At 42.7% G+C, this 24,003-nt stretch carries 20 protein-coding genes and 3 pseudogenes; 18 read left to right on the forward strand and 5 right to left on the reverse strand.

The annotated features are described in order from the left end of the window. Positions 1 to 5 precede the first annotated feature (5 nt). Both glyS and C9J40_RS18295 read left to right on the forward strand, forming a co-directional pair. Positions 6 to 2,075, forward strand: a complete 2,070-nt coding sequence (gene glyS / locus C9J40_RS18290) for a glycine--tRNA ligase subunit beta (protein WP_107247612.1) — start codon at positions 6 to 8, stop codon at positions 2,073 to 2,075. Positions 2,076 to 2,355: 280 nt separating this feature from the next. After that, positions 2,356 to 3,603, forward strand: a complete 1,248-nt coding sequence (locus C9J40_RS18295) for a valine--pyruvate transaminase (protein ID WP_107247613.1) — start codon at positions 2,356 to 2,358, stop codon at positions 3,601 to 3,603. An 89-nt stretch (positions 3,604 to 3,692) separates the two neighbouring features. Here C9J40_RS18295 and gyrB read toward each other — a convergent pair whose 3' ends face one another. Genes gyrB through dnaA form a run of 4 tightly spaced genes read right to left on the reverse strand, consistent with a single transcriptional unit; the run spans position 3,693 to position 9,723 of the window. Continuing rightward, on the reverse strand, positions 3,693 to 6,110 hold the full coding sequence (gene gyrB, locus C9J40_RS18300) for a DNA topoisomerase (ATP-hydrolyzing) subunit B (RefSeq protein WP_107247614.1): 2,418 nt from the start codon (positions 6,108 to 6,110) through the stop codon (positions 3,693 to 3,695). A gap of 19 nt (positions 6,111 to 6,129) precedes the next feature. Then, positions 6,130 to 7,212 (reverse strand): DNA replication/repair protein RecF, encoded by a 1,083-nt coding sequence (gene recF, locus C9J40_RS18305; protein WP_107247615.1) that lies wholly within the window; start codon positions 7,210 to 7,212, stop codon positions 6,130 to 6,132. Positions 7,213 to 7,214: 2 nt separating this feature from the next. Continuing rightward, positions 7,215 to 8,315 (reverse strand): DNA polymerase III subunit beta, encoded by a 1,101-nt coding sequence (gene dnaN / locus C9J40_RS18310; protein WP_005372253.1) that lies wholly within the window; start codon positions 8,313 to 8,315, stop codon positions 7,215 to 7,217. Position 8,316: 1 nt separating this feature from the next. Then, positions 8,317 to 9,723 (reverse strand): chromosomal replication initiator protein DnaA, encoded by a 1,407-nt coding sequence (gene dnaA / locus C9J40_RS18315; RefSeq protein ID WP_107208098.1) that lies wholly within the window; start codon positions 9,721 to 9,723, stop codon positions 8,317 to 8,319. 489 nt (positions 9,724 to 10,212) lie between these two features. On the opposite strand from dnaA, the pseudogene C9J40_RS18320 reads away from it, so the two are divergent. From C9J40_RS18320 to mnmE, 9 genes and pseudogenes are all read left to right on the forward strand, one after another. Continuing rightward, positions 10,213 to 10,410, forward strand: a pseudogene (locus tag C9J40_RS18320) (transporter substrate-binding domain-containing protein); the annotation flags it as partial. Between the two features lie 183 nt (positions 10,411 to 10,593). Then, positions 10,594 to 10,746 (forward strand): annotated as a pseudogene (locus C9J40_RS18325) (amino acid ABC transporter permease); the annotation flags it as partial. Between the two features lie 89 nt (positions 10,747 to 10,835). Next, complete coding sequence (locus C9J40_RS18330) at positions 10,836 to 11,063, forward strand: hypothetical protein (RefSeq protein ID WP_233217798.1); 228 nt, start codon at positions 10,836 to 10,838, stop codon at positions 11,061 to 11,063. 204 nt (positions 11,064 to 11,267) lie between these two features. Next, on the forward strand, positions 11,268 to 11,405 hold the full coding sequence (gene rpmH / locus C9J40_RS18335) for a 50S ribosomal protein L34 (protein ID WP_005372258.1): 138 nt from the start codon (positions 11,268 to 11,270) through the stop codon (positions 11,403 to 11,405). A 15-nt stretch (positions 11,406 to 11,420) separates the two neighbouring features. Continuing rightward, positions 11,421 to 11,777 carry a ribonuclease P protein component gene (rnpA, locus tag C9J40_RS18340; RefSeq protein ID WP_005372259.1) on the forward strand — a complete coding sequence of 119 codons (357 nt, stop codon included), beginning with the start codon at positions 11,421 to 11,423 and terminating at the stop codon, positions 11,775 to 11,777. Beyond that, entirely contained in the window at positions 11,744 to 12,001 is a 258-nt protein-coding gene (gene yidD / locus C9J40_RS18345; protein ID WP_083784444.1) for a membrane protein insertion efficiency factor YidD, read from the forward strand. The genes rnpA and yidD overlap by 34 nt, the downstream gene beginning before the upstream one ends. Before the next feature lie 2 nt (positions 12,002 to 12,003). Next, a complete protein-coding gene (gene yidC / locus C9J40_RS18350) occupies positions 12,004 to 13,638 on the forward strand; it encodes a membrane protein insertase YidC (RefSeq protein ID WP_107247616.1) in 1,635 nt (544 codons plus the stop codon). 151 nt (positions 13,639 to 13,789) lie between these two features. After that, positions 13,790 to 14,452, forward strand: a pseudogene (gene yidC / locus C9J40_RS18355) (membrane protein insertase YidC); the annotation flags it as partial. Between the two features lie 113 nt (positions 14,453 to 14,565). Continuing rightward, the gene (gene mnmE, locus C9J40_RS18360) at positions 14,566 to 15,933 is read left to right on the forward strand and encodes a tRNA uridine-5-carboxymethylaminomethyl(34) synthesis GTPase MnmE (protein WP_107208095.1); all 1,368 of its coding nucleotides are present in this window, start codon (positions 14,566 to 14,568) and stop codon (positions 15,931 to 15,933) included. A 63-nt stretch (positions 15,934 to 15,996) separates the two neighbouring features. Here the strand turns inward: mnmE and C9J40_RS18365 are convergent, their stop codons facing one another. Then, complete coding sequence (locus C9J40_RS18365) at positions 15,997 to 16,548, reverse strand: cobalamin adenosyltransferase (protein ID WP_107208094.1); 552 nt, start codon at positions 16,546 to 16,548, stop codon at positions 15,997 to 15,999. Between the two features lie 135 nt (positions 16,549 to 16,683). Here C9J40_RS18365 and C9J40_RS18370 point away from each other — a divergent pair, with 135 nt between their 5' ends. The 7 genes from C9J40_RS18370 (at position 16,684) to C9J40_RS18400 (ending at position 23,999) form a co-directional block, all read left to right on the forward strand. Then, entirely contained in the window at positions 16,684 to 17,631 is a 948-nt protein-coding gene (locus C9J40_RS18370) for an ABC transporter substrate-binding protein (RefSeq protein WP_233220334.1), read from the forward strand. Further along, positions 17,624 to 18,658, forward strand: coding sequence for an iron ABC transporter permease (locus C9J40_RS18375; protein WP_107247619.1), 1,035 nt, complete (start codon positions 17,624 to 17,626; stop codon positions 18,656 to 18,658). The genes C9J40_RS18370 and C9J40_RS18375 overlap by 8 nt, the downstream gene beginning before the upstream one ends. Further along, positions 18,655 to 19,416, forward strand: a complete 762-nt coding sequence (locus C9J40_RS18380; protein ID WP_107247620.1) for an ABC transporter ATP-binding protein — start codon at positions 18,655 to 18,657, stop codon at positions 19,414 to 19,416. Before C9J40_RS18375 ends, C9J40_RS18380 begins: the two co-directional genes overlap by 4 nt. 375 nt (positions 19,417 to 19,791) lie before the next feature. Next, a complete protein-coding gene (gene mioC / locus C9J40_RS18385; RefSeq protein ID WP_107247621.1) occupies positions 19,792 to 20,238 on the forward strand; it encodes an FMN-binding protein MioC in 447 nt (148 codons plus the stop codon). A gap of 426 nt (positions 20,239 to 20,664) precedes the next feature. After that, positions 20,665 to 22,554: a tRNA uridine-5-carboxymethylaminomethyl(34) synthesis enzyme MnmG gene (mnmG, locus tag C9J40_RS18390; RefSeq protein ID WP_107208089.1), complete on the forward strand. Its 1,890-nt coding sequence runs from the start codon at positions 20,665 to 20,667 to the stop codon at positions 22,552 to 22,554. Positions 22,555 to 22,564: 10 nt separating this feature from the next. Further along, positions 22,565 to 23,185, forward strand: a complete 621-nt coding sequence (gene rsmG / locus C9J40_RS18395) for a 16S rRNA (guanine(527)-N(7))-methyltransferase RsmG (RefSeq protein WP_045153763.1) — start codon at positions 22,565 to 22,567, stop codon at positions 23,183 to 23,185. A 16-nt stretch (positions 23,186 to 23,201) separates the two neighbouring features. Next, on the forward strand, positions 23,202 to 23,999 hold the full coding sequence (locus tag C9J40_RS18400) for a ParA family protein (protein ID WP_105061258.1): 798 nt from the start codon (positions 23,202 to 23,204) through the stop codon (positions 23,997 to 23,999). The last annotated feature ends 4 nt before the right edge of the window (positions 24,000 to 24,003 follow it).

A 24,003-nucleotide genomic window follows, 5' to 3' on the forward strand; every position in this document is an offset into this window, starting at 1 on the left:
TCGCCATGACACATAAGAATTTCTTAATCGAACTCGGTACGGAAGAGCTACCACCAACAGCATTACGTACCCTAGCAGAAGCTTTTGCTGCTAACTTTGAAGCTGAATTAAAAGCCGCAGATCTACCTCATGATGGTATCAAATGGTATGCCGCTCCTCGTCGTTTAGCCCTTAAAGTAACGGGTCTTGCTGAAAACCAGCCAGACAAAGTGGTTGAAAAACGTGGACCTGCGGTATCAGCAGCATTCGACGCTGACGGAAAACCAACCAAAGCTGCTCAAGGTTGGGCTCGTGGTAATGGTATTACGGTTGATCAAGCAGAGCGCATGGTTACCGATAAAGGCGAATGGTTACTGTTCAAGCAAGAAGTCAAAGGCCAACCAGCCCAAACACTACTACCTGAACTGGCTGCTGCTGCACTGGCTAAACTGCCAATCCCACGTCCAATGCGTTGGGGTGATAAAGAAACTCAGTTTATCCGTCCAGTGAAAACACTGACCATGCTATTGGGTGACGAGCTAATCGAAGGCACTATTTTAGGTGTTGCTTCAGCACGTACTATCCGTGGTCACCGCTTCATGGGTGAAGCTGAGTTTACTATCGACAACGCGGATCAATACCCTGCTATCTTAGAAGAGCGCGGTAAAGTAATGGCTGATTATGAAGCGCGTAAAGCGATCATTTTAGCTGATGCGAAAAAAGCAGCTGAAGCTGTTGGCGGTATTGCAGATCTTGAAGATGATCTGGTTGAAGAAGTGACCTCTCTTGTTGAGTGGCCTGTGGTACTAACAGCATCTTTTGAAGAGGAATTCTTAAAGGTTCCTTCTGAAGCTTTAGTTTACACCATGAAAGGTGATCAGAAGTACTTCCCTGTCTACGATACGGAAGGCAAACTTGTGCCTAAGTTCATCTTCGTATCCAACATCATCTCTAACGATCCAAGCCAAATTATCTCAGGTAACGAGAAAGTGGTTCGTCCTCGTCTAGCGGATGCTGAGTTCTTCTTTAATACTGACCTTAAGAGCAAGTTGATTGATCGCCTGCCTCAACTAGAGACTGCGATTTTCCAAAAGCAATTGGGTACAATTAAAGACAAGACAGATCGTATTACTGAGCTTGCTGGCTACATTGCAGACAAGATCGGTGCTGATGTAACTAACGCAAAACGTGCTGGTCTACTGGCGAAATGTGACCTAATGACATCTATGGTATTTGAATTTACAGATACGCAAGGTGTAATGGGTATGCACTATGCACGTCACGACGGCGAAGCTGAAGATGTTGCACTAGCACTTAACGAGCAATACATGCCTCGTTTTGCTGGCGATCAACTTCCAAGCACACCTGTATCATCAGCCGTGGCTATGGCTGATAAACTAGATACGATTGTAGGTATCTTCGGTATTGGTCAAGCACCAAAAGGTAGTGATCCCTTCGCACTTCGTCGCGCATCGCTAGGTGTATTACGTATCATCGTTGAAAATGGCTACGACTTAGACTTAGTTGATCTAGTCGCGAAAGCGCACTCACTATTTGGTGACAAGCTAACCAACAACAACGTTGATTCAGATGTCATTGAGTTTATACTTGGCCGTTTCCGTGCATGGTACCAAGATGCAGGCTTTAGTATTGATGTTATCCAAGCTGTGCTTGCGATGCACCCAACTCAACCAGCCGACTTTGATAAGCGTGTTAAAGCGGTAAGCCACTTCCGTGAGCTTGATGCAGCTGAGTCACTAGCAGCAGCGAATAAGCGTGTTGGTAACATCCTTGCGAAGTTTGACGGTGAGCTCCCAACTACAGTTGATAACAGCCTACTTGTTGAAGCTGCGGAAAAAGAGCTAGCTGAAAAAGTTGAAGCGGTTGTAACAGCCCTTGAACCTGTCTTTGCTACTGGCGATTACCAAACAGCACTGACAGAACTTGCTTCACTTCGTGAGCCTGTCGATGCATTCTTCGATAACGTAATGGTGATGGCTGATGACGAAAAACTTAAAGTTAATCGTCTAGCACTACTTAACCTACTACGTAACCAATTCTTGAAAGTAGCAGATATCTCTCTACTGCAAAAATAAGGTTACTGACGTTATTAAAAACCACGCTCCGGCGTGGTTTTTTTTCGCCTTGATTCTGCTGTATCTTATCTATTGTTTCATGTGGAACATCTTTTTACTTATATTAAATACGCGTACAACCACCTTGATATACAGTGAAATCCACAGCACCGACCATCACCAACCGATAATATTTCAACTTTTTCTGAACCGAACAATACGTTATGTTACGCTCAATAAGCCATCATATTGATAGCACTTACATCAAGAACTAAATATCGACACTGAGGTTGTAAACGTAATGGACTTTTCGCGCTTTGGTAATAAGTTTGCAGGTGATTCTGGGATCACTCTATTAATGCAAGATCTCAACAATGGACTCACCAATCCCAATGCCATCATGCTCGGTGGTGGAAATCCAGCGCAAATCCCAGCCATGAATCACTACTTTACCGAGCTATTAAAAGACATGGCAATTACAGGTGAGCTTACCGCGTCGATGACTAACTATGATGGCCCACAAGGTAAAGATCGCTTTCTAGATGCGCTTGCTGCACTGTTACAGCAACAATACGGTTGGGAAATTAGTGCGAAAAATATTGTCTTAACCAATGGCAGCCAAAGTGCATTCTTTAGTTTATTTAACTTGCTGGCAGGTGAATTTGAAAATGGCAAAAAGAAGAAAATATTACTGCCGTTATCGCCAGAATACATTGGTTACGCTGATGCTGGTTTAAGCCCTGATATGTTTATCTCGTACCAACCTACGATCAGCATGTTGGATGATGGCTTTTTTAAATACCATATCGATTTTAGCAAACTCGTCATCGATGACAGCATCGCAGCAATTTGTGCTTCTCGTCCTACTAACCCGACTGGCAATGTACTTACAGATAAAGAAATTGAACATTTAGCAGCACTGGCTAAAGAGCACCAGATCCCATTAATTATCGACAATGCTTACGGCTTACCCTTCCCTGATATTATCTTTGAAGAGGTAACACCGTTTTGGGATCACAACACCATTCTGTGTATGAGCTTATCCAAACTTGGGTTACCCGGTGTCCGATGCGGTATCGTGATTGCCAATGAAGCCATGGTTACTGCTTTGTCTAACATCAATGGTATCGTCAACTTAGCGCCTGGTAGTATTGGCCCTGCGGTGGCAACGAAAATGATCCACCAGCAAGAACTATTACCACTAAGCCAAAACGTGATTAAGCCGTTTTATCATCAGAAGGTGCAACGCGCCGTTGAATTACTGCGCCAAGCTATCCCCGATCCTCGATTTAAAATTCACAAACCTGAAGGCGCTATCTTCTTATGGCTATGGTTTGAAGATTTACCGATCACCACGAAAGTACTGTATCAACGCTTAAAACAACGTGGCGTACTGATCGTGCCTGGTGAATATTTCTTTATCGGATTACAAGATGAGTGGGCACATAGCCATGAATGCTTACGCATGAACTATGTCCAAGATGATGAAGCAATGCAGCGTGGTATTACGATTATTGCAGAAGAAGTCGCTAAAGCTTACGCAGAATAACCACTTTTTAGTTAATATGGATAAATAAAAAACGCCGCTATCACTAGCGGCGTTTTTATTGAGCTTGAAAGCCAAACTATACGTTTGTGCTACACGTCAAGGTTAGCAACTTTCAGTGCATTCTCTTCGATGAAGTTACGACGAGGCTCAACTTGATCACCCATTAGACAGGTAAACAGTTCATCTGCGGCAACCGCATCATTGATCGTTACTTGCATCATGCGACGAGATTCAGGATCCATCGTTGTTTCCCAAAGCTGCTCTGGGTTCATTTCACCTAGACCTTTGTAGCGCTGTAGAGAAAGACCACGACGTGATTCTTTGTTCAGCCACTCCAACGCATCTTTAAAGCTTGAAACCGCTTGCTTACGCTCACCACGTTGAACAAATGCAGTATCATCAAGTAAACCGTTTAATGCTTCAGAAAGATCAGCGATCTTCGCGTATTCTTTTGAATTCAGTAAATCAAAGCTGAGTAAGTATTCGTGATCAACACCGTGAGTACGAACCACAACTTTAGGTAGGTACACATTGTTTTCTTCATCACGGATGACTTCGAAGCTGTACTGACTTTCACCAGATTGTTTAGCATTAAGTGCAACAATCAATGGTGTTAACCATGCTTCTACTTGTGCTTCTTCAGCCATCATCTCTGTACTTAAACGAGGTTGGTATACAAACTCATTTAACATCAATGATGGGTAGCGACGACTCATACGCTCAATTAACTTTATACCTGCATTATATTGAGTAACAAGACTTTCTAATGCTGTACCCGTCATTGCAGGTGCGCCATCATTGGCAAACAATGATGCGTTATCCAGTGCCAATGTCGTTTGGTACTGGTTCATGTCTTCATCATCTTTAATGTATTGCTCTTGCTTACCTTTCTTCACTTTGTAAAGTGGTGGCTGAGCAATATAAATGTGACCACGTTCGATCAGCTCTGGCATTTGACGGTAGAAGAAGGTCAATAGTAGCGTACGAATGTGCGAACCATCGACGTCGGCATCGGTCATGATGATGATGTTGTGGTAACGCAGTTTATCTGGGTTGTACTCGTCACGACCAATACCACAGCCCATTGCCGTGATAAGTGTTGCCACTTCTTGTGAAGACAGCATCTTGTCGAAACGGGCTTTTTCTACGTTAAGGATCTTACCTTTAAGCGGTAGGATTGCCTGATTTTTACGGTTACGTCCCTGCTTGGCTGAACCGCCAGCAGAGTCCCCTTCCACAATGTAAAGTTCAGATACTGCAGGATCTTTTTCCTGACAATCTGCAAGTTTACCAGGAAGACCTGCTAAATCTAATGCGCCTTTACGACGTGTCATTTCACGGGCTTTACGTGCCGCTTCACGCGCGCGTGATGCATCAATGATTTTGCTACATACGGTTTTCGCATCACTTGGGTTTTCTAATAAGAATTCCGCCAGCTTTTCGTTCATTGCAGATTCAACAGCCGCTTTGACTTCACTTGAAACTAGCTTATCTTTGGTCTGGCTAGAGAACTTAGGATCCGGCACTTTAACAGAAACAACTGCAGTTAAACCTTCACGTGCATCATCACCCGATGTCGCTGCTTTCGCTTTCTTCGAGTAGCCTTCTTTATCCATGAACGAGTTCAGCGTACGTGTTAACGCACCACGGAACCCCGCTAAGTGCGTACCACCATCACGTTGAGGGATGTTGTTCGTAAAGCAGTAAATATTTTCTTGGAAACCATCGTTCCACTGCATCGCAACTTCAACTGAGATACCGTCATCACGCTCACTATCAAAGTGGAAAACCTTCGGATGAATTGGCGTTTTGTTACGGTTTAAGTGCTCTACGAATGCGCGAATACCACCTTCATACATAAAGTGATCTTCTTTACCTTCTTCACGCTCATCACTTAAGTTGATTGATACGCCAGAGTTTAGGAATGAAAGCTCACGTAAACGCTTTGCTAGAATATCGTAGTGGAATTCGATATTGGTAAAGGTGTCTTCACTTGGCCAAAAGCGGATTCGTGTACCGGTTTTTTCAGTATCACCGATCACAGCCAATGGCGCATCAGGTACACCATGACGGTACACTTGTTGGTAAATATGGCCACCACGTTGAATAGTTAGCTCTACTTTTTCAGATAAGGCGTTAACAACTGATACACCTACACCGTGTAGACCACCCGATACTTTGTAAGAGTTATCATCGAACTTACCACCGGCGTGAAGTACCGTCATGATAACTTCTGCTGCTGATACACCTTCTTCTTCATGCATCTCGGTTGGAATACCACGACCGTCATCGCTTACCGATACCGAACCATCTTCATGGATAGTAACAATGATATCTTCACAGTGACCAGCAAGAGCTTCATCGATAGAGTTATCGACAACCTCAAAAACCATGTGGTGCAAGCCAGTACCATCATCGGTATCACCGATGTACATTCCTGGGCGCTTACGTACCGCATCGAGGCCTTTAAGCACCTTAATGCTTGATGAATCGTAATTATTGGACATTGAGTTACTCTCGCTTTAATTATCCTGCGGTTATTTTACCGTGTTCCACATGGAACAACTTGCCATTTTCATCAAGCATATCGGCAACTTGATCGTCACTAATAGCACTGATAAAGACTTGGGCGTTCGTTTCCTTTAATCGTTGCGCTAGCAACGCTCGCCTGTGGCTATCCAATTCGGAAGCAAAATCATCAATAAGGTAAATACATTGTTTGCCAGTCGCTTCTGTAAGATGTAAACCTTGCGCTAAGCGCAAAGCACACACCATCAATTTCAGTTGTCCACGAGACAACACGTCCTCAACAGGCGTACCGGCAACCTTTATCCGTAAATCAGCTTTGTGTGGCCCACTTACGGTATAGCCGAGTTGGCAATCACGTTCAAAATTGCGCTGCAACAACTCAGCATAAGGTGTTTCTTTTTCCCAGCCTCGGTAAAAGCCGAGTTGAATATCAAATTCAGGGAGAAAAACCTGAAATATCTCTGCGGCTTTTTCTTTTACCGCAGAAATGTAATCTTTACGCCATACACTTATTTCTTCTGCCAATAAGGCAAGCTCTTGATCCCAGTAACTGAGCTCTCGATAACTGCGGGCAGTTTTTAATAAGGCATTACGTTGTTTGGTTAATCGCTTTAAGCGCGCCCATGCATTATAGAACTTAGGTTCAACATGAAACACACCCCAATCGATAAACGCTCGGCGGTATTTAGGACCGCCGATTAATAAATCAAATCCTTCAGGGGTTATCAACTGTAATGGCAAAATCTGCGCAAGTTGTGCCAATTTTTGATTGGACTCCCCTGCTATTTTAACGTCAGTTGTCCCATCACGTTTTTTGTTGATCCCAATCGGCAGCATTAACTGAGTTTGGTTATCAACTACTCGGCCATGAATAAACAGCTCGGCCTGTTCATGACGGATCACTCTGCTCGTTAAGTGGCTACGGAACGAACGCCCATGACCTAAGTAATGGATAGCTTCCAATACACTGGTTTTGCCACTACCGTTAGCACCCACTAAAAAGTTAAAACCAGCAGCTAATGCTAAATCGCACGATGCAATATTACGAAAGTCGTGCACCATCAAACGAGTAAGTGCCATACCTATAGTCTGATAGGCATCACCACATACATGGCTTCATCGTTAGTGGCATCTTCAATTAACGACGGCGCATTAGCATCAGATAATGACAAACGAACTTGATCGCATTTAAGGGTGTTTAATACATCCAACACGTAGCTCACATTAAAACCAATTTCTAAGCTATCGCCTTGGTAATCAACATCAAGAAACTCTTCCGCTTCTTCTTGCTCTGGGTTGTTTGCGGTAATACGCATCTCACCATTAGACAAGTTAACCCGCACACCACGGAATTTTTCGTTTGATAAAATCGCCGCACGAGCAAATGCATTACGCATCTCTTCACAGCCAGCTTCAACAAACTTAGTGCTATTTTGTGGCATAACGCGACGATAATCAGGGAAGCGTCCATCAACTAATTTAGATGTGAAGACAAAGTTGTTCACTGTTGCGCGAATATTTGAATTACCAATTTGAATGTTGACTAACGATTCGGGGTTATCAAATAGACGAACCAACTCTAATACCCCTTTACGCGGTACGATAATTTGCTTCGTTGGTAATTCATGGCCTGTATCAATCGCACACACCGCCATACGGTGGCCGTCAGTTGCGACTGATCGTAAATGCTGACCATCAGTTTCAAACAACATACCATTTAAGTAGTAACGAACATCTTGGTTAGCCATTGAAAACTGCGTGCTATCAATCAACTGACGCATACGGCCTTGTTCAAGCGTAAATTCAACTTCGCTTTGCCAATCTTCAATATTTGGGAAATCAGCAGCAGGCAGTGTGGTTAATGTATAACGGCTACGGCTTGAACGAATAAGTACGCGATCACCTTCGTAACTCACCGAGATAGTGGCATTACTTGGTAAACCACGACAAATATCGAGGAACTTACGAGAAGGTACAGTAACCGTACCGGATTCATAATCCCCTTCAAGGGCAACCTTGGCGATAAGTTCAACTTCAAGATCGGTACCCGTCATCGACAAGCAACCATCTTCTACTTTCAACAAGATATTACCTAAAATAGGCAATGATGGACGACCACCAAGTGCCGCAGCAACTTGTTGTAAAGGCTTTAATAAATATTCGCGTTCGACGGTAAATTTCATATCAAGACGACAATGTTCTAATTAGGTTTGAATAATCTTCTTTAATATCGTGGCTCTCTTCACGCAGTTGCTCGATCTTACGGCAAGCATGAAGCACGGTAGTATGATCGCGGCCACCAAAAGCATCACCGATCTCAGGAAGACTGTGGTTGGTCAATTCTTTTGCCAGTGCCATTGCCATCTGACGAGGACGTGCAACACTGCGAGAACGACGCTTAGACAACATATCTGCCATCTTTATTTTATAGTATTCAGCAACAGTCTTCTGAATATTATCTATCGTGACCAGCTTTTCTTGCAGTGCTAGTAAGTCACGCAATGCTTCACGAACAAAATCAATCGTGATCGCACGACCAGTGAAGTTTGCATTGGCAATAACACGGTTCAATGCCCCTTCTAATTCGCGGACATTTGAACGAAGACGCTTGGCAATAAAGAACGCCACTTCATCAGCCAGACGAATATTATGATCTTCCGCCTTCTTCATTAAAATAGCAACGCGTGTTTCAAGCTCTGGCGGCTCAATTGCCACCGTTAAGCCCCAACCAAAACGTGATTTTAATCGATCCTCAACCCCGTTAATTTCACGCGGGTAACGATCTGAAGTCAAAATGATTTGCTGATTACCTTCTAATAACGCATTAAAGGTATGGAAGAACTCTTCTTGAGAACGCTCTTTATTAGCAAAGAATTGAATATCATCAATCAATAATGCATCAACGCTACGGTAATAACGTTTAAACTCTTCAATCGCATTATTTTGTAAGGCTTTGACCATATCCTGCACAAAACGTTCTGAATGCATGTAAACCACTTTGGCGTTCGGTTTACGATTAGCAATCGCATTACCGACCGCATGCAATAGGTGCGTTTTACCTAACCCGGTACCGCCATATAAAAACAATGGATTATACGCCGCTCCCGGATTATCAGATACCTGACGACACGCCGCTAAACCTAACTGGTTAGATTTACCTTCAACAAAATTATTAAAATTATGTTTTGGGTTGACGTTAGAACGGTAACCACCAGGCGATTCATTTTGCACCGGAGAAGGCGCAGACGCTGGCTCATGGTGGACGGCTGGTTGAGGTTCTACTTCAGGTTTTGATTTTGGCAAAGTAAAAACAGGAGGCGCAACTGGCTGCGGCGGTGCTGCAACAGGTTTGCTCCCAACTTCAAAATGCAGGCTCGGTGCATCTGCACCACAAAACTCATTAAGTAGACGATTGATGTTATTAAGATATTTATCGCGAACCCAATCTAATACAAATCGATTAGGAGCAAATAATGTCAAAGTATGATCATTTAATTCAGCCTGAAGCGGACGTAGCCACATACTGAATTCTGTCGCAGGGAGTTCTTCTTGAAGGCGTTGAAGGCACTGCAACCATAGCGAAGATGACAAGGTAGACTCCACACTGAATAAACAAAACATAAAAGGAAGATAATTTTATACTCGCTGAACAAGGATCACCAGTAAAGAGATCGCAGATCCAGTGAATAAGATCGAACTTATGCACATAGATCGCACAACAAGATGTAAGATCAGCACAAATTAACCCACCATTACCCACAGCTATATTAACACAGCTAGCACAAAGATAAGTCTTTCATTCCCCGTTTAATGCTATTTTTACTTAAGAATGACCATTTTATCATCGCCAATTATCATCCACAGGGAAAAGTTTTCATTGTGGGTAACCTTTTCTATCAATTTCCTCGCTCAGACATACAAAAAAGACATGATGACACACGGTAATATGCTAGCAATTAAACAAATAGTTATTTCAGATAGCTGTTAATTATTATTTAGTGCCAAGACAGAATTGATTACGCGCATAAAACACGACGAATAAAAGGTAAATATCGAATAAAAAATGGGATTACACCGACCATGGTTACCACTACACGGGTTGCATGTTCTACCACCAGCGTTATGGCAGAAACTATGGTAAAAGTCGGTATGTCAGGACGTTATTTCCCTTTTACATTTGTTAGTAACGACAAATTACAGAGATTTGAAGTCGACCTATGGCATGAGATAAGTCAACGTAATGACTATAAGGTTAAATTTGTTATCGCGAGTTTCTCTATCTAGATTGTTTGGACAATGATAAACAGGGCGTATTGATACTATTTCAACCAAAGGATTTGGTAACAATACCAACCCAATAATAATCACGCCCCCACCATTGATAGTTTAGCCCAATAGTGGCTCTCTCTTATCTTTCATTCCATCAGCACAACGGATCATCATTATGGGTTTTGATTTTAATTTTTACTTGGTTACGGCTTACCTCAGATCATACCAAGCTTGGTCGGGCTAGATGCATTTAGCGCAGCCGTGATGAGTCTTAGCATGCATTATGCCGCTTACATGTCTGAAAGTATTCGTGCTGCAATTATAATAGGGGGTGATCGAAACCAACGCTTATCCAACAGCGCTTTTAGGCGGTTAACAACAACGTATAAGCATTGGTCAAGCAATGGCATTAGACGCTGAATGATTGTTAGTTGATGAGCCAACATCAGTGTTGGATCCCCCTATGGGTAAATGAAGTATTAAGCTTGATCAATCAATTAGCGCAACAACAGCAAACCATGTTGATCGTTACTCATAAATTACAGTTTTCCCGTGAAGTCGCCGATAGCGTGATCGTCATCGCTGACGGCGAATTTGTCGAGCAAGGACCACCACACCAGATCTTCAGTCAACCTAAGGATCTACGGCCACAAGCGTTCTGAACACAAATTGAGATCCAATAAGGATCCTTGAACTTCGGCTAATAAAAAGTATAATGCAGCGCCCGTTGCCAGTTACACGTATATTTATTGACTCTTTGTTAGTCAGTGATTACAATTCCGCCTCTTTGTTAGAGGTGTTTGACTAATTTAAGTCAAAGACTGGTAACACACTTAAAAACTGATCAGTTAATTTAAGGTAACAAAATGTCTAAACGTACTTTCCAACCAACTGTTCTTAAGCGTAAGCGTACTCACGGTTTCCGTGCTCGCATGGCTACTAAGAACGGTCGTGCAACAATCAATGCACGTCGCGCTAAAGGCCGTAAGCGTCTTTCTAAGTAATCATCGACGATTATTTTGAAGAACTACGCTTTTTCTCGGGAGTTACGCTTGTTAACTCCCGAACATTATAAAACTGTCTTCCAGCAAGCTCATCGTGCTGGCTCTCCTCACTTAACTATTCTTGCCCGTTCTAACGAACTAAACTGCCCCCGTCTTGGTCTGGCTGTTCCAAAAAAACAGATTAAAACTGCTGTAGATAGAAATCGCTTTAAACGCATTGTGCGTGAAAGTTTTCGTCTGAAACAACATCAGCTTCCAGCAAAAGACTTCGTAGTGATTGCAAAGAAATCAGCTAACGAGTTGAGCAACGAAGAACTCTTCAAGTTGTTAGATAAGTTATGGCATCGCCTGTCTCGCCCTTCGCGTGGCTAGTCGTTGGACTAGTCCGCTTTTACCAAATGGCAATCAGTCCTCTCCTTGGGCCACGATGTCGTTTCACTCCGACCTGCTCTCAATATGCGATCGAAGCTGTAAAAACGCATGGAGCGCTAAAAGGTTGTTGGTTAGCGGCGAAACGTCTATTAAAATGTCATCCTTTAAATGACGGTGGTTACGACCCCGTTCCGCCTACTAAGCATAACGACAGAGAACATTAACTATGGGTTCCCAACGTAATATTCTGTTAATTGCCCTACTTTTTGTCTCATTCTTATTATTTCAACAATGGAATGCTGACAAAACTCCTAAGCCTCAAAGCCAAGGTGTAGCGCAACAATCGACACAAAGCAGTGATATCCCGTCACATTCTGCTGAAGGTCAGCCTCTAACTGATCAAACTAGCTCACAAAACTTAATTACCATAAAAACGAATGTACTGGAATTAACAGTCGATACGCTTGGTGGTGATGTAGTTGATGCTAAGCTGCTAAAATACAACAACACACTCGATTCAAAAGACCCGTTTGTACTGCTTAATGATACAGATGGTCATGAATACATTGCACAATCAGGTTTAATCGGCCCGAATGGTGCTGATTCTCAACAAGGTGGCCGTGCGCAATACAGCGTAACAGCAAAAGACTTTGTAATGGGTCCTGATCAAAATGAATTACGTGTACCGATGACATTTACTAAAGATGGCATCAATTACACTAAAACATTTGTTCTTAAGCGTAATGATTACGCTGTTAACGTTGATTACACCGTTGCGAACAACACTGATAAAGCAGCAAGCGTGCAGATGTATGCACAGCTTCGTCATAAGCTAAGTGATTCAGGCGGTAGCCTAACTATGCCTACTTACCTTGGTGGCGCATATTCTGCAAACGATACTAAGTACAAGAAATACAGTTTCGACGACATGAAGGAGAAGAACCTTGATGTTGCTGCGAACGAAGGTTGGGTTGCTATCATGCAACACTACTTTGTTTCTGCTTGGATCCCACGCGATGGCGCAGATCAAACGTCTCAAGTTTACTCTACAACTAGCAACGGTAACGGCTATATTGGTGTACGCATGCCAATCGAAACAATTGCACCTGGTAAGAGTAAAGAAATCAAAGCAACACTTTGGGTCGGTCCTAAGCTACAAAACGAAATGGCTGCAACGGCGAAGAACCTTAACCTAACAGTTGATTACGGTTGGTTATGGTTCATTGCTAGCCCGCTACACAAGCTATTATCATTTATCCATAGCCTTGTGGGTAACTGGGGTATTGCAATCATCATCCTAACGTTTATCGTTCGTGGTGCGATGTATCCACTAACAAAAGCGCAATACACGTCGATGGCTAAAATGCGTATGCTTCAGCCTAAGATCCAAGCAATGCGCGAGCGTCTAGGTGATGACCGTCAACGTCAAAGCCAAGAGATGATGGAACTGTACAAGAAAGAGAAAGTTAACCCACTGGGTGGCTGTCTTCCTATCTTACTACAGATGCCAATCTTCATTGCACTGTACTGGGCATTAATGGAATCGGTTGAATTGCGTCACGCGCCATTCTTCGGTTGGATCCATGACTTGTCAGCACAAGACCCGTACTACGTGCTACCTATCTTAATGGGTATCACTATGTTCTTTATCCAGAAGATGAGTCCGTCAACAGTGACAGACCCTATGCAGCAGAAGATCATGACCTTTATGCCGGTTATGTTTACTTTCTTCTTCCTGTTCTTCCCTTCAGGTCTAGTACTTTACTGGTTAGTGTCAAACATCGTTACACTGATCCAGCAAACGATTATTTTCCGTGCCCTTGAGAAAAAAGGCTTACACAGCAGTAAAAAAGCGAAGTAATCTTCTCTAGCACTAAAAAGGCGACCCTCGGGTCGCCTTTTTTATTTGCATTACTCGGACTTTAGTACGAATATTATTGGTTAAAATTTAATCTTTCTATGGCAGAGCCCGGCACGACATTATGAATCCAGATTTAAATACAGCAGCACTCCCTGATTACGGTTGGTCATCATTTATCGCCACTCCCTTACATGAACTTCTTGCATTCATTCATGGCATCGTGGGTAACTGGGGCGTCGCCATCATTATTCTAACGTTGATTGTCCGTGGCTTAATGTATCCACTAACTAAAGCGCAATACACATCAATGGCTAAGATGCGTATGCTGCAACCGAAAATCCAAGCGATGCGTGAGCGTTTCGGCGACGACCGCCAACGTCAAAGCCAAGAGATGATGGCGCTGTACAAGAAAGAGAAAGTTAACCCATTGGGTGGCTGCTTACCTTTGCTAATACAAATGCCCATTTTTATTGCGCTTTATACCGTATTGAATCTATCTACAGAGCTGCGTAACGCGCCCTTTTTTGGGTGGATCCAAAACTTATCAGCGCAAGACCCATACTATGTACTGCCGATTTTAATGGGTATCACTATGTTCTTTATCCAAAAGAATAACCCCTCTACCGTCACTGATCCCATGCAAAAGAAAATCATGACGTTTATGCCTGTAATATTCACGGTTTTCTTCTTGTACTTCCCTGCTGGACTTGTGCTGTACTGGTTAACCTCCAATATTGTCACCTTGATCCAACAAACTATTATTTTCCGTAAATTAGAACAGCAGGGCTTACATAGTCGAAAAAAGACGAAGTAAGAGAATATTTGCACTGAGGTGGCTTTTTAGCCACCTTTTTTATTTGCCTAATTAGGTGTTACACGCAACACTAGTTTACAATTCCCCTGTTTTTATCAAGCAAAGCCAAGGTTATGAATCAACACATCGATACTATCGTCGCTCAAGCGACACCGCCGGGTCGTGGTGGCGTCGGCATCATCCGCGTTTCAGGTCCTAAAGCCAAAGAGGTTGCGCTTGCTGTTGCAGGTCGCGAACTGAAAACGCGTTACGCTGAATACCTTCCTTTTAAAAATGAAGATGGCACCGCACTGGATCAAGGCATCGCCCTCTTTTTTAAAGGCCCTAACTCATTTACTGGCGAAGATGTGTTGGAACTCCAAGGTCATGGTGGCCCTGTACTGATGGATATGATGATCCGTCGTATCTTAAAAATTGACGGGATCCGTGCAGCACGTCCTGGTGAGTTCTCAGAGCGCGCCTTTATGAACGATAAGCTCGATTTAGCGCAAGCAGAAGCGATTGCCGACTTAATTGATGCAAGCTCTGAAGAAGCGGCAAAGAGTGCGTTTAAATCACTGCAAGGGGCATTCTCAACCAAAGTAAATGAACTGGTTGAAGCCTTGATCCATTTACGTATTTTTGTAGAAGCAGCAATTGATTTCCCAGAAGAAGAAATTGATTTTCTTTCTGATGGTAAAGTCGGTGGTGATTTAAATGGCATTATCGAGCGCTTAAATGCAGTACGTAAAGAAGCCAACCAAGGCGCAATTATGCGTGAAGGCATGAAAGTCGTCATTGCGGGTCGCCCTAATGCAGGTAAATCTAGCCTGTTGAATGCTCTATCTGGTAAAGATAGCGCGATTGTGACAGATATTGCAGGTACGACTCGTGACGTATTGCGTGAGCATATCCACATTGATGGCATGCCTCTGCACATTATTGATACTGCAGGTTTGCGTGAAGCCTCTGATGAAGTAGAGCGCATTGGTATTGAACGTGCGTGGGATGAAATTGAGCATGCTGATCGCGTTCTGTTTATGGTTGATAGCACCACGACAGATGCGACCGATCCCAAAGAGATCTGGCCTGATTTCATTGAGCGTCTGCCGGCTGATATGGGTTTAACTGTGATTCGTAACAAAGCAGAGCTTACCGGTGAACAAGCGGGTATCTGTCATGCCAATAATCCAACCTTAATTCGATTATCAGCACGTACAGGCGATGGCGTAGATGCCCTACGTGAACACCTAAAACAATGTATGGGTTTCTCTGGTACCACTGAAGGCGGCTTTATGGCTCGCCGCCGTCACTTAGATGCCCTAGAGCGTGCCGCTGAGCACCTCGATATTGGTAAAGAGCAGCTTGAAGGCTTTATGGCAGGTGAAATTCTTGCTGAAGAGTTACGTCTTGCTCAACAACACTTAAGTGAGATCACAGGTGAATTTACATCGGATGATTTACTCGGTCGTATCTTTACCTCGTTCTGTATTGGTAAGTAAATACTAACCATTGATAACAGAAACAAGAAAACGTCATATATCTTTGATATATGACGTTTTTTATTATTTTTTATCTTCACTTTTCGGCGCTTTAGGATAATTAATACTGATATATTCTGGCTCTTCAATACCCGCTTGTTGGTTTAATACTCGGGTCAATGCAAAATAGTAGTTCACTAACAAGTTAGTAAAGCGCGGTAAGGTCTCTGGTACATTTTTACCCGAAGCGTCCACTAACACTAATTGACGAACCACTTTCTTCGCTAAACTTCGACATTGATGCAACAGCACAACCGAACCAACACCACGAGGCAAAACAAAGCGTTTATTGTTATCCGTCACCTGATCTCGGAAATGGTGGTAATCCGATTTGAGTTTCTCGATATCAGTTTCAAAAATCCCACATTTTCCCCGAATAGAACCATTGAGATGGAACAGATGTGGCTGTAACCATGCTAATGATTGGCGGATCTCCCCCTCTTCAAGTTGAGATAATGCCAGCCCTGTATAGGTGCATAATTCATCGGTTAGAATTTCAAAATCACACAAGGGGGAGTCTTCAAATATAAAGGGATAAGCCAGCTCATCAATATCACCTGAGAACTTTAATGTCATTGGTACCACCTTAAGATAACGAATCCTGCGATATTAACAGAGTGATACACGACTGTAATTGACAGCATAATCAAAATCGCTAACTATGACGCCACCTTTTGTTCGCCCAAGGAAGAGCGACAAGCAGCCTTTATCATGCTTTCGATGACTATTATGCGCCAATTTTTTCATGCTTTTTCACTGTGTACCATATTACTACTCAGCAGCCCAAGTAATGCTGAACAAGCAACAACCTACCCGCTTACAGTAATGGATGCGACTCAAAAAATGGTCTCTCTCAACAACCCACCATTGCGTGTATCATCAAAAAGTATGTTCAGTGATCAGGTATTAATTGAATTACTACCAGCTCATCAAATCACAAGCTTAAGTCGATTAAGTAACGATCCGACTTACTCTTTGATCGCTAATAAATTACCGACAACAATCCCACTATTGGATCTGAATATTGAACGCACTATCGCTAACCAACCTGATTTACTGATTGCAGCCAATTGGAGCGACCAACAAAAAGTGAATATCCTGCGTCAAGCAGGGATCAATGTTTTTGTATTTAATACCGTATATACATTAGCTGATATTGAAAAAAACATTCTCATGTTAGGTAAATTAGTTAATCAAAACCAACGCGCTCAGCAGTTAGTCGAGACGATGGATCGTAAATTAAAACAACACGTCATCATTCCCAAGCACCGACTTACCGCCGTTGAATACACCCCATGGGGCGCATCAAGCAACCGCCAATCAACCATTAATACCATTTTTGAGCAAGCAGGCTTAATCAATGCCATTGCTGCAACCCAAGGGGATAAATACGGTCAAGTACCACTGGCAAAAGAGCAGTTATTACTTATCAATCCTGATGTCATTATTGTTCCTGGAACCTGTGGTAAAGATACCAATGATAGCAGTAACACCTTTCGTCAGGAGTTATTAAACGATCCTTCACTACAACAATTAAACGCCATAAAACACCACAAAGTGATCTGTTTGCCTCAAGCACTACGTTCAACAGATAGCCAGTATATTGTTGATGCCATTATCTATTTAAACCATCGCGTTTATGGCAAACCTCATGCCTAAATTAGCAACTTCCTATCAGTGGTTACTGACGAGCGTCATCTTTATTATTACTGTTATAGCGTATCTCAGCTTAGGCTCTGTCTCTATCCCAATAACAGATATCACAGGTCTGCTACATACTTATCTCGTCCAAGGTAGCCACGCAGCAGCGGAGCAATATCCACTCGCCAATGCTATCGTGCTCCATATTCGCCTCCCCCGTGCTTGTGCCGCCATATTAGCGGGTGGTGCATTAGCCCTTGCAGGTGCTTGTAGCCAAGGATTATTTAAAAACCCCTTGGCCAGCCCTGATATTTTAGGGATCAGTGCCGGTAGCAGCTTTGCTGCTGTTATCGCCATCGTCACAGGGATCAGTGCCGCAGCTATAGGTTGGCTACCTCTTTTCACGACTATTGGCGCACTTACTAGCGCTTTATTGGTATATATGCTCGCGGCTAAATCTCACCAACAAGGACTATTTATTATCTTGGCAGGTCTCGCAGTATCAAGTTTGCTAGGAGGCTTAACCATGGGCGTATTACTGACTGCACAACAATATGAGATCAGCGAGTTTGTCTTCTGGACAATGGGAGGATTAGACTCTCGCATCTGGCAACAGTTGCTATGGCCCACACCGATCATTGTTATTGCAGCAATCGTGCTGTTACGCCATGGCCAAGTTTTAAACTTGCTGGCTTTAGGTGAACAAAATGCCCATGGTATGGGCGTTAATGTCAGGCGCAGCCGATTCACATTACTGGTATTAACCACCGTACTCACCGCAATGGCTATTGCGGTAGCAGGCCCGATTGGCTTTATCGGCTTAATCGTACCGCATTTGGTTCGTCTTCTTTTAGGACCAGATAATCGACGGTTACTGCCATTTTCAGCTATTTTCGGCGCTTTATTTTTATTACTGTGCGATCTTCTAGCGCGAACCGTGATCGCTCCCAATGAATTGAAAACAGGGATCATTACCGCCGTGATTGGTGGCATTTATTTTATTGCCCTATTGATCCGTAGTCAGTACCAAGGGATAGCCCAATGAATACGATCATTCAAGCCAAACACCTTTCTTTTCAGCAAGGAAACAAGCCATTATTAACCGATATCAATTTCACAATTGGCGCAGGTGAACTGGTTGGGATTATTGGTCCAAATGGTGCAGGAAAAAGTACATTATTAAAGTGTTTAGCGGGCTATTTGACGCCGTCATCTGGCGAGATATTTCTCAAAGAAAAACGACTTTCCAGTTATCGTCACCAACAACGTGCACAGCACATGAGTTATCTCCCCCAACATACAGAGCCAGCGTTCGCTTTTTTAGTCAAAGATGTAATTGATTACGGCCGCTACAGCCACAACAACCCAATAAGTGACAAAGAGTTTAATAGAACCATCCATCAATTAAACATTGAAAAACTATTAAATCAATCACTTAATCAACTATCGGGAGGAGAACAACAACGCGTACACTTTGCTCGTCTATTACTTCAAAACGCTGATTGCATGTTACTGGACGAGCCCACAGCCAGCCTAGATATCGGCCATGAATCTGAGTTAATGAATATCCTCGCAGCGCAATGCCAACAAGGCAAAACGGCGCTGGTGGCCATTCACAACCTCAATACTGCACTTGAATTCTGCGATCAGTTATTACTTTTACAGCAGGGTGAATTAATTGCCTTTGATACCCCAGATAACGTATTAACTCCTTCTCGATTACATCAGTTATACCAAGATAACATCACGATTTGTCGCCACCCAACATCCGATAAACTTTATCTGACGCCACGAAGAAAATAGATCCTTTTTTTACATCATAAAACGATAGGATCGACCGGTTTGTTATGATCATAAGCCTGTGATTAAAATATCAAGATCGTGTGGGTAAGATCATTAGTGATATATTATCCACAACAGTATGATCTCCAATCTAAGATCATCTATCTACTTTATAACTCGACCTTTTCTTATAAAGTACCCACATATTTTCCTCTTAATTAAGACTTAATTTGCTGGTGGATATCAGTTAGCCATAGATAAGTGAATAAAATGGCGATAACCTACAGCAAAGAATATCTAATTGATGATAAAAATCATCGAAATTAACAATCAACACGAGCTAGATCTTTGCTAATTCAAAGGCTCTAGCTTTTTCTATCTATATAAAGGATAACTATGAGCTCACTTAGCCTTATTACCGGTAGTACTTTAGGTGGCGCTGAATATGTCGCCGATCATTTAGCAGAATTGCTCGAAGATAATGGCCACCAAGCTGAAGTCATCAATCAAGCAGAGTTTTCAGAGCTCGATCAAGACACTATCTGGCTAATCATTTGCTCAACGCACGGTGCTGGCGACTATCCTGATAACTTTTTGCCATTTGTAGAGCAACTCACTCAACAACAACCCACACTGAGCGGTGTTAAATTTGCTGTCATTGGGCTTGGTGATAGTAATTACGATACCTTCTGTGCGGCAGGTAAGAAAATAGAAGGATTATTACTTTCTTTAGGTGCAAAGCAGATCGGTGAACGTCTTGATATTGATGTTTCAGAGACACCAGTGCCTGAAGAGCCTGCTGAAGCATGGTTTAATAACTGGAAAAACTTAATTACTGATTAAAAAACCATCAATAGTTACTCAGTTTCCAGCTTATTTCGATCTTTTTTCTGTGGATAACTATAGATCTAAACGGTGGTCAACCCATAGTTATCCATTTAATAACTTATATGACTTCCTCCCCCTGTGTATAAGTAGCTTTTTTGATCCCAGCCTATACACGATCAGATCCAAGCTCCTACACAAGAAATGATCCTTCTTAAATACATGATCATTAGGATCATTTGTCGGTTATCCACACGATCGTACGATCCTAATAGTAGATCTAATAGAAGATCTCTTTAAAAAGATCTTATATATATTTAAAGAGCGTAATTAAACTGATCAAATGATCTTGATGAAATATTCTCTCTTGCACAGAAAAAGGATAGAATGTCCGCCCTTTGCTCGAGTTAACTCACTGGCTATTTAAATACCTGAGGAAGTTCCATGTTTTACCAGGAAAAATTTGATGTCATCGTTGTGGGTGGTGGTCATGCAGGCACAGAAGCCGCATTGGCAGCAGCCCGAATGGGACAAAAAACCTTACTGTTGACCCATAATATCGATACGTTGGGCCAAATGTCGTGCAACCCAGCTATTGGCGGGATCGGGAAAGGACACCTGGTTAAAGAAGTTGATGCCCTTGGTGGATTAATGGCGCAAGCCATTGATAAAGGTGGTATTCAATTTCGTACACTGAACTCATCGAAAGGTCCTGCAGTACGTGCGACTCGTGCTCAAGCAGACCGCGCATTATACAAAGCAGCTGTTCGTAACGTATTAGAAAACCAAGAAAATCTAATGATTTTCCAACAAGCCGTCACTGATTTAATTGTTGAAAATCACCGTGCTGTTGGTGTTGTAACGGAAATGGGCTTAAAGTTTCACGCCAAAGCCGTTGTGTTAACTGTTGGTACTTTCCTTGGTGGTAAGATCCACATTGGTATGGAAAACTACAGTGGCGGACGTACTGGTGATCCTGCATCGAATGCCCTCGCGGATCGTCTACGCGAATTACCATTACGTGTTGATCGCTTAAAAACAGGTACTCCTCCACGTATTGATGCGCGCAGTGTTGATTTCAGTGTGCTTGAAGAGCAGCACGGTGATAACCCGACACCAACATTTTCATTTATGGGTAAGTCGTCGGATCATCCACGTCAAATCCCATGTTTTATTACTTACACCAATGAACGCACACATGAAGTGATCCGCAATAATTTGGATCGTAGCCCAATGTATGCCGGTGTTATTGAAGGAATTGGTCCACGTTACTGTCCTTCGATTGAAGATAAAGTGATGCGTTTTGCAGATAAAAATAGTCACCAGATCTTCATTGAGCCGGAAGGCTTAACGACAAATGAATTATATCCAAACGGGATCTCCACCAGCTTACCGTTTGATGTACAAATGCAAATTGTTCGTTCAATGAAAGGCTTTGAGAACGCAACCATTATGCGTCCAGGTTATGCGATTGAATATGATTTCTTTGACCCTCGCGATCTAAAACAAACCTTCGAAAACAAATATATCGATGGTCTGTTCTTTGCAGGACAAATTAACGGTACGACAGGTTACGAAGAAGCGGCAGCACAAGGCTTAATGGCGGGTATGAACGCCGCGCTTCAAGTTCAAGATAAAGAAGGCTGGAGTCCTCGTCGTGATCAAGCATACATGGGCGTATTGATTGATGATCTATCAACGATTGGTACTAAAGAACCATACCGTATGTTTACTTCTCGTGCCGAATACCGCTTATTGCTTCGTGAAGACAATGCTGATTTACGCTTAACCCCAATGGGTCGTGAGTTTGGTTTAGTTGATGATGCTCGCTGGTCTCGTTTCAATCAAAAAATTGAAAATATGGAACTTGAACGTCAACGTCTGAAAGATATTTGGATCAATCCAAAATCGGATCATGTTGATGAATTAAACAAAATTCTTAAAGCGCCGATCGCTCGTGAAGCGAGTGGTGAAGATCTTCTTCGTCGTCCTGAAGTGACTTACGAACAACTGACAAGCATCGAAACATTTGCACCAGCGCTTGACGATATTGAAGCGCGTGAGCAAGTTGAGATCCAGGTGAAATACCAAGGTTATATTGATCGTCAGCGTGATGAAGTTGAAAAATCCCTGCGTCATGAAACTACTAAGCTGCCATTTGATATTGATTACAGCAATGTTAAAGGCCTATCGAATGAAGTAGTGGTAAAACTTAATGATGCAAAACCTGAATCAATTGGTATGGCATCACGTATTTCAGGTATTACCCCTGCTGCGATTTCGCTGTTATTGGTTTATTTGAAAAAACACGGCTTATTAAAAAAAGGCGAATAAGGGCTAAACAATGAAACAACGATTAGTACAACTTATCGCCCAAACTGAACTGCAGGTCACAGAACAGCAACTTGACCAGCTGATCGGTTATGTAGAACTGCTGCACAAATGGAATAAAGCGTATAATCTGACGTCAGTCCGTGATCCTAACGAAATGTTAGTTAAACATATTATGGATAGTATTGTCGTCAGCCAGTATTTAGATGGCGCTAGTTACATTGATGTTGGAACAGGACCGGGACTGCCAGGTATTCCGTTGGCGATTATGTGTCCTGATAAATCATTTACCTTGTTAGATAGCTTAGGTAAACGCATCCGTTTTATTCGCCAAGTGATCCATGAGCTAAAAATTACCAATGTGACGCCAGTACAAAGTCGCGTTGAAGAGTTTGAAGCCGGTGATGGCTTTGATGCAGTGTTAAGTCGTGCGTTTGCTTCAATGGCCGATATGGTTAACTGGTGCCACCATCTACCAAAATCAGGTGGTCAGTTCCTCGCATTGAAAGGCCAATATAACGAGCAAGAAGCGGCAGAACTGCCAGAATGGTGCTCAGTTATAGAAGTGAAATCTTTACAGGTTCCTGATTTAGAAGGTGAGCGTCATCTAGTAGTCTTGACGGCAAAGGATTAATTGTTGAGGTTTTCTTGTGGGAAGAATCATAGCGGTAGCAAATCAAAAAGGTGGTGTGGGTAAAACCACCACCTGTGTAAATTTAGCAGCATCCTTGGCTGCAACCCAACGTAAAGTATTAGTGGTTGATCTTGATCCACAAGGTAATGCAACCATGGCCAGTGGGGTTGATAAATACCAAGTTGATGCCACCGCTTATGATCTTTTGGTCGAGGAAACGCCATTTAATGACGTTGTTATAAAAGAAACGACGGGGGGCTATCATTTGATAGCCGCTAATGGTGATGTCACTGCTGCTGAAATAAAGTTGATGGAAGTGTTTGCCCGTGAAGTGCGTCTACGTACTGCACTTGCCAAGGTTCGTGATGACTACGACTATATTTTTATTGACTGTCCCCCTTCGCTAAACTTACTCACCATTAATGCTATGACAGCGGCGGATTCCGTATTAGTGCCGATGCAATGTGAGTATTTTGCTCTTGAAGGCTTAACAGCATTAATGGATACCATTAGCAAGTTAACAGCGGTGGTGAATAGTGAACTTAAAATAGAAGGTTTACTGCGCACCATGTTTGATCCTCGGAATAGATTAGCTAACGAAGTCTCTCAACAGCTGAAAAAACACTTTGGTGACAAAGTCTATCGTACCGTTATTCCACGCAATGTCCGTTTAGCAGAAGCGCCAAGCCATGGTCGTCCTGCGATGTATTACGATAAGTATTCTAGTGGCGCTAAAGCCTATTTAGCGCTCGCGGGTGAAATGATTCGTCGTGATGAATTAGCATTACAAACGGTGACTTCTGAGGACGCATAAGGCT

It is taken from the genome of Photobacterium sp. GB-72 (assembly GCF_003026095.1).
Classification (GTDB): Bacteria; Pseudomonadota; Gammaproteobacteria; order Enterobacterales; family Vibrionaceae; genus Photobacterium.

What these genes read in the sequence shown, in the direction of transcription:
- mnmE (WP_107208095.1), top strand. Translation starts at nt 14,566, where the DNA reads ATGAATCAACACATCGATACTATCGTCGCTCAAGCGACACCGCCGGGT.
- C9J40_RS18330 (WP_233217798.1), top strand. Translation starts at nt 10,836, where the DNA reads ATGAGCCAACATCAGTGTTGGATCCCCCTATGGGTAAATGAAGTATTA.
- mnmG (WP_107208089.1), top strand. Translation starts at nt 20,665, where the DNA reads ATGTTTTACCAGGAAAAATTTGATGTCATCGTTGTGGGTGGTGGTCAT.
- C9J40_RS18380 (WP_107247620.1), top strand. Translation starts at nt 18,655, where the DNA reads ATGAATACGATCATTCAAGCCAAACACCTTTCTTTTCAGCAAGGAAAC.
- yidD (WP_083784444.1), top strand. Translation starts at nt 11,744, where the DNA reads ATGGCATCGCCTGTCTCGCCCTTCGCGTGGCTAGTCGTTGGACTAGTC.
- recF (WP_107247615.1), bottom strand. Translation starts at nt 7,212, where the DNA reads ATGGCACTTACTCGTTTGATGGTGCACGACTTTCGTAATATTGCATCG.
- yidC (WP_107247616.1), top strand. Translation starts at nt 12,004, where the DNA reads ATGGGTTCCCAACGTAATATTCTGTTAATTGCCCTACTTTTTGTCTCA.
- rsmG (WP_045153763.1), top strand. Translation starts at nt 22,565, where the DNA reads ATGAAACAACGATTAGTACAACTTATCGCCCAAACTGAACTGCAGGTC.
- gyrB (WP_107247614.1), bottom strand. Translation starts at nt 6,110, where the DNA reads ATGTCCAATAATTACGATTCATCAAGCATTAAGGTGCTTAAAGGCCTC.
- C9J40_RS18295 (WP_107247613.1), top strand. Translation starts at nt 2,356, where the DNA reads ATGGACTTTTCGCGCTTTGGTAATAAGTTTGCAGGTGATTCTGGGATC.
- glyS (WP_107247612.1), top strand. Translation starts at nt 6, where the DNA reads ATGACACATAAGAATTTCTTAATCGAACTCGGTACGGAAGAGCTACCA.
- C9J40_RS18370 (WP_233220334.1), top strand. Translation starts at nt 16,684, where the DNA reads ATGCTTTCGATGACTATTATGCGCCAATTTTTTCATGCTTTTTCACTG.
- rpmH (WP_005372258.1), top strand. Translation starts at nt 11,268, where the DNA reads ATGTCTAAACGTACTTTCCAACCAACTGTTCTTAAGCGTAAGCGTACT.
- dnaN (WP_005372253.1), bottom strand. Translation starts at nt 8,315, where the DNA reads ATGAAATTTACCGTCGAACGCGAATATTTATTAAAGCCTTTACAACAA.
- mioC (WP_107247621.1), top strand. Translation starts at nt 19,792, where the DNA reads ATGAGCTCACTTAGCCTTATTACCGGTAGTACTTTAGGTGGCGCTGAA.
- C9J40_RS18375 (WP_107247619.1), top strand. Translation starts at nt 17,624, where the DNA reads ATGCCTAAATTAGCAACTTCCTATCAGTGGTTACTGACGAGCGTCATC.
- C9J40_RS18365 (WP_107208094.1), bottom strand. Translation starts at nt 16,548, where the DNA reads ATGACATTAAAGTTCTCAGGTGATATTGATGAGCTGGCTTATCCCTTT.